The following is a 6,100-nucleotide window of genomic DNA, read 5'->3' as shown; positions in this document are numbered from 1 at the left end:
CTTGTGATCTTGATAAGATTTGGCGCCGACCTACTCTCCCACGTATTACCGCAGTACCATCGGCTCTGGCGGGCTTGACTTCTCTGTTCGGAATGGGAAGAGGTAGACACCGCCGATATAGGCACCTGAATATTTTTATAGTTTCCTTTTAGTAGCAGCTCGTAAGTATCATGTATCAAGACTAAGCGATGCGTGGCATCTTGTCTTGCTACCTGATACTGGATGCTTTATACTATCCGGTAAACAATAACATGATTGAAAGAAGCATTTGAAAGCTGAGAAACACAGCTTATTGTTTTTGATTTCCGTGGTTACGTATTGCTACGTAACCACGTTATCTGTTGTCGAAGAAAGCTTCGGGCAATTAGTATTACTCGGCTATGATGTCACCACCTTTACACCTGTAACCTATCAACGTGGTAGTCTACCACGACCCTCAATGGAAGTCTCATCTTGTGGCTAGTTTCGCACTTAGATGCTTTCAGCGCTTATCTATTCCCAACGTAGCTACTCTGCAGTACACCTGGCGGCATAACAGATTCACCAGAGGTTAGTCCAACCCGGTCCTCTCGTACTAAGGTCAGCCCCACTCAAACTTCCAACGCCCACAACAGATAGGGACCGAACTGTCTCGCGACGTTCTGAACCCAGCTCGCGTGCCACTTTAATGAGCGAACAGCTCAACCCTTGGGACCTTCTCCAGCCCCAGGATGTGACGAGCCGACATCGAGGTGCCAAACCTCCCCGTCGATATGAGCTCTTGGGGGAGATCAGCCTGTTATCCCCAGCGTACCTTTTATCCTTTGAGCGATGGCCCTTCCATGCAGAACCACCGGATCACTATATCCGTCTTTCGACCCAGCTCGACTTGTCTGTCTCACTGTCAAGCAAGCTTATGCTATTGCACTCCGCGTACGGTTACCAAGCGTACTGAGCTTACCTTTGAAAGCCTCCGTTACCTTTTTGGAGGCGACCACCCCAGTCAAACTACCCGCCAAACAATGTCCTCCATTGTATAGAGTTAGACACCAAATACAGAAAGGGTGGTATTTCAACGTTGGCTAACCGAATCCTGGCGAATCCGGATCAAAGCCTCCCACCTATCCTACACATCCTGTAGCCGATATCAATGTTAAGTTGTAGTGAAGGTGCATGGGGTCTTTCCGTCCCGTTGCGGGTAACCGGCGTCTTCACCGATACCACAATTTCACCGAGCTCATGGCTGAGACAGCGCCCAGATCGTTACACCATTCGTGCAGGTCGGAACTTACCCGACAAGGAATTTCGCTACCTTAGGACCGTTATAGTTACGGCCGCCGTTTACCGGGGCTTCGATTCAATGCTTCGCCTTGCGACTAACATCCCCTCTTAACCTTCCGGCACCGGGCAGGTGTCAGGCCTTATACGTCATCTTTCGATTTTGCAAAGCCATGTGTTTTTGTTAAACAGTCGCCTGGGCCTTTTCACTGCGGCTGACATTACTGCCAGCGCCCCTTCTCCCGAAGTTACAGGGCCATTTTGCCGAGTTCCTTAGCCATGATTCACTCGAGCACCTTAGGATTCTCTCCTCGACTACCTGTGTCGGTTTACGGTACGGGTTTTTACAACCTGAAGCTTAGCAGGTTTTCTTGGAAGTCTGATTACCATCACTATCAACTTACCCGAAGGCTCGCTGTACTATCAGCTTTCAGCAAGACTCACGTACTTTACTATGAATCCTATACCTACGGCCTTTAACGTTCTATTCCGTCAGAACGCGGATGTGTCACTACTCCGTCACTGCATCGCAGTTGTAAAAAGTACTGGAATATTAACCAGTTGTCCATCGGAATCTCCACTCGGATTATCCTTAGGCCCCGACTAACCCTGATCCGATTAGCGTTGATCAGGAAACCTTAGTCTTTCGGTGGGCGGGTTTCTCTCCCGCCTTATCGTTACTTATGCCTACATTTGCTTTTCTATAACCTCCACATGCACTTGTCGTGTCATGCTTCACCGGCGATAGAATGCTCCCCTACCAGATGCATTGCTGCAAATCCATAGCTTCGGTATACTGTTTAATGCCCGATTATTATCCATGCCCGACCGCTCGACTAGTGAGCTGTTACGCACTCTTTAAATGAATGGCTGCTTCCAAGCCAACATCCTAGCTGTCTGTGCAGTCGGACCTCGTTAGTTCAACTTAACAGTAATTTGGGGACCTTAGCTGATGGTCTGGGTTCTTTCCCTCTCGGCCTTGGACCTTAGCACCCAAAGCCTCACTCCAGCGTATGTTATCCAGCATTCGGAGTTTATCTGGATTTGGTAGGATTTGACTCCCCCGCACCCAATTAGTAGCTCTACCTCTGAATAACTCAACCGCCAGGCTGTTCCTAAAAACATTTCGGGGAGTACGAGCTATTTCCCAGTTTGATTAGCCTTTCACCCCTACCCACAACTCATCCGGAAACTTTTCAACGTTTATCGGTTCGGTCCTCCAGTACGTGTTACCGCACCTTCAACCTGGTCATGGGTAGATCACAAGGTTTCGCGTCTACCTCCTCTGACTGCACGCCCTATTCAGACTCGCTTTCGCTTCGGCTTCGTGCCTTAAACACTTAACCTTGCCAGAGAAGAGTAACTCGTAGGCTCATTATGCAAAAGGCACGCCGTCACAGATCATGTCTGCTCCGACCGCTTGTAAGTACACGGTTTCAGGTTCTATTTCACTCCCCTGTTCGGGGTTCTTTTCACCTTTCCCTCACGGTACTGGTTCACTATCGGTCTCTCAGTAGTATTTAGCCTTACCGGATGGTGCCGGCAGATTCCCACAAGGCGTCTCCGACCTCGCGGTACTCAGGATACCACTAACTTTACATTCATTACGTTTACGCAGCTCTCATGCTCTATGGCCGGGTTTCCCACCCCGTTCAACTTTTGTTTGTATCATATATCGTGGTCCTACAACCCCAACAATGCCGTAACATTATTGGTTTGGGCTCCTTCCCTTTCGCTCGCCACTACTCAGGAAATCACTATTGTTTTCTCTTCCTCTGTTTACTTAGATGTTTCAGTTCAACAGGTTAGCGCATTATTGCATCCATTCTTCAAATGGATAGGTTTCCCCATTCGGAAATCTCCGGATTAATTCATATTTGCTAATCCCCGGAGCTTATCGCAGCTTATCACGTCCTTCATCGCCTCTGAGAGCCAAGGCATCCCCCGTGTACCCTTATTTACTTTCTTCTACCATGTCTGCTTTTGCTCAGACCGGTATGTCTTTATATTAGATGGTTATTACTATCAAGTAGTGAGTATCAAGTATCAAGACTTGCGCCTTATTACTCTTATCTCTTTACTTCATCTTCATAACCGTCCTTCACTGTTGTTTCTCAGTTTATTTCAATTACTTCTTCCAATATGTCAAAGAACTTATGTTCGCATCTATAACGACACCTATATAATAGTATCTGTAGCAAACGTCGTGGAGAATAACGGATTCGAACCGTTGACCCCCTGCGTGCAAGGCAGGTGCTCTAGCCAGCTGAGCTAATCCCCCAATAGATGGTTATTAAGTTGATTGATTGAGTTGTTGATTAAGTTGCCTTAACCATTCAACTATTCAACCCTTAACCTTTAAACCCGCAGCTCCCGCTGCGCTGTAGTCTCGAGCAGATTTGAACTGCTGACCCCTACATTATCAGTGTAGTGCTCTAACCAAACTGAGCTACGAGACTATTTATTAATAGCATCCGTAAGCCAGATGCCTGGTTAAAGCCAACCAACCTGATGGCTTCATCTTCTGGGTTTCCTTTTTTAAGAGTGGTGAGCGGTGAATCGTGAGTTAGTGAGTAATTCCTATATAGTGTATACTATATCGAAGTTTGTCTTGGCTCTTGATTCTTGTCTCTTGCCTCTCTTAATAAATATCTTTTAAGTATAACATGCGGCGCAGCGCCTTGTCTCGATCTTGGTCTCTCGTCGTTTTAACGGATACTGCTCCAGAAAGGAGGTATTCCAGCCACACCTTCCGGTACGGCTACCTTGTTACGACTTAGCCCCAGTTATCGGTTTTACCCTAGGACGCTCCTTGCGGTTACGCACTTCAGGCACCCCCAACTTCCATGGCTTGACGGGCGGTGTGTACAAGGCCCGGGAACGTATTCACCGCGTCATTGCTGATACGCGATTACTAGCGAATCCAACTTCACGGGGTCGAGTTGCAGACCCCGATCCGAACTGTGAATGGCTTTTTGAGATTGGCATCCTGTTGCCAGGTAGCTGCCCTCTGTACCATCCATTGTAGCACGTGTGTAGCCCCGGACGTAAGGGCCATGATGACTTGACGTCGTCCCCTCCTTCCTCTCTATTTGCATAGGCAGTCTGTTTAGAGTCCCCATCATTACATGCTGGCAACTAAACATAGGGGTTGCGCTCGTTGCGGGACTTAACCCAACACCTCACGGCACGAGCTGACGACAGCCATGCAGCACCTAGTTTCGTGTCCCGAAGGACTGATACGTCTCTGTATCATTCACTAACTTTCAAGCCCGGGTAAGGTTCCTCGCGTATCATCGAATTAAACCACATGCTCCTCCGCTTGTGCGGGCCCCCGTCAATTCCTTTGAGTTTCACCCTTGCGGGCGTACTCCCCAGGTGGAATACTTAACGCTTTCGCTTAGACGCTGACCGTATATCGCCAACATCGAGTATTCATCGTTTAGGGCGTGGACTACCAGGGTATCTAATCCTGTTTGATCCCCACGCTTTCGTGCCTCAGCGTCAATCACACTTTAGTAAGCTGCCTTCGCAATCGGTGTTCTGTGACATATCTATGCATTTCACCGCTACTTGTCACATTCCGCCTACCTCAGCTGCATTCAAGCTCATCAGTATCAAGGGCACTCCGATAGTTAAGCTACCGCCTTTCACCCCTGACTTAATAAGCCGCCTACGCACCCTTTAAACCCAATAAATCCGGATAACGCTTGGATCCTCCGTATTACCGCGGCTGCTGGCACGGAGTTAGCCGATCCTTATTCTTACCGTACATTCAGCTTCTCACACGTGAAAAGGTTTATTCCGGCACAAAAGCAGTTTACAACCCGTAGGGCCGTCTTCCTGCACGCGGCATGGCTGGTTCAGACTTCCGTCCATTGACCAATATTCCTTACTGCTGCCTCCCGTAGGAGTCTGGTCCGTGTCTCAGTACCAGTGTGGGGGGCCATCCTCTCAGATCCCCTAGACATCGTCGCCATGGTGAGCCGTTACCTCACCATCTAGCTAATGTCCCGCATGCCCATCGTTGTCCTATAAATATTTGATCATTAAACGATGCCGTTCAATAATGTTATGCGGTGTTAATCTCTCTTTCGAGAGGCTATCCCCCTGACAACGGTAGGTTACATACGTGTTACGCACCCGTGCGCCACTCTCATGGAAAGCAAGCTCTCCAATCCCGTCCGACTTGCATGTATTAGGCCTGCCGCTAGCGTTCATCCTGAGCCAGGATCAAACTCTCCATTGTAAAATGTTTTGTTTGTCCAGACCCTATTACTCAAAATAGAAATCTGTATTAAAATTAATGAGATCAGTATTGCTACCTTATCATCTTCGTATCTTTATACAGTATCCAAAGCGAGTTCCTCAATTTCTTTTGACTTGGTTTTGAAAACAACAGGTTTGTTGTTTCCCGCTACGCTACATGTTATCTTAAAAAAGAACTTTTCGAATTCACCTCACGGCTCCTTCTTTTTATATCTTCCACTATTGCAGTGGTCAATCTTTTCATATTAATTACCCAAACATTGCGTTTAAGTTTTTTGGTTACTTACGCCGCTTTCGCTTTGTTTTCCCCTTTCGTTTACTCCGCTGAACTGCTTCAGCTTTTCTTCGTTTTTGTTCCCCCGTTTCGGGAGTGCAAAGGTAAGAAGGTTTTTTTAATTTCCAAATTATTTTTTCAAATAATTTGAGGGCCTTTTTTCTTCGTTTAAATCTCGCTCTCGCTCCTTTTAAACCCGTTTCGCTTCCGGTTTTTCAACCCTCAACTCAACCCCTTCCTTCCCGACTTTCTAAGAACTTTCGCTCCCTTTAGAAGCGGCTGCAAAGATGAACATCTTTT

Annotated in this window: 2 tRNA genes and 3 rRNA genes; all 5 read right to left on the bottom strand. The window is 47.4% G+C overall.

The features are described from left to right. Window positions 1-17: 17 nt before the first annotated feature. Window positions 18-129, bottom strand: a 5S ribosomal RNA gene (gene rrf, locus GSY63_RS00145). 215 nt (window positions 130-344) lie between these two features. Then, window positions 345-3,226 (bottom strand): 23S ribosomal RNA (locus GSY63_RS00140). Between the two features lie 238 nt (window positions 3,227-3,464). Further along, window positions 3,465-3,538, bottom strand: a tRNA-Ala gene (locus GSY63_RS00135). Between the two features lie 103 nt (window positions 3,539-3,641). Continuing rightward, a tRNA-Ile gene (locus GSY63_RS00130) sits at window positions 3,642-3,716 on the bottom strand. Window positions 3,717-3,984: 268 nt separating this feature from the next. After that, a 16S ribosomal RNA gene (locus GSY63_RS00125) occupies window positions 3,985-5,506 on the bottom strand. The 16S, 23S and 5S rRNA genes sit together here with 2 tRNA genes alongside, the layout of an rRNA operon. Window positions 5,507-6,100: the final 594 nt, after the last annotated feature.

The sequence above is a fragment of the Mucilaginibacter agri genome (assembly GCF_009928685.1).
GTDB classification, from domain to species: domain Bacteria; phylum Bacteroidota; class Bacteroidia; order Sphingobacteriales; family Sphingobacteriaceae; genus Mucilaginibacter; species Mucilaginibacter agri.
This window is presented reverse-complemented; position numbering and strand designations above follow the sequence as displayed.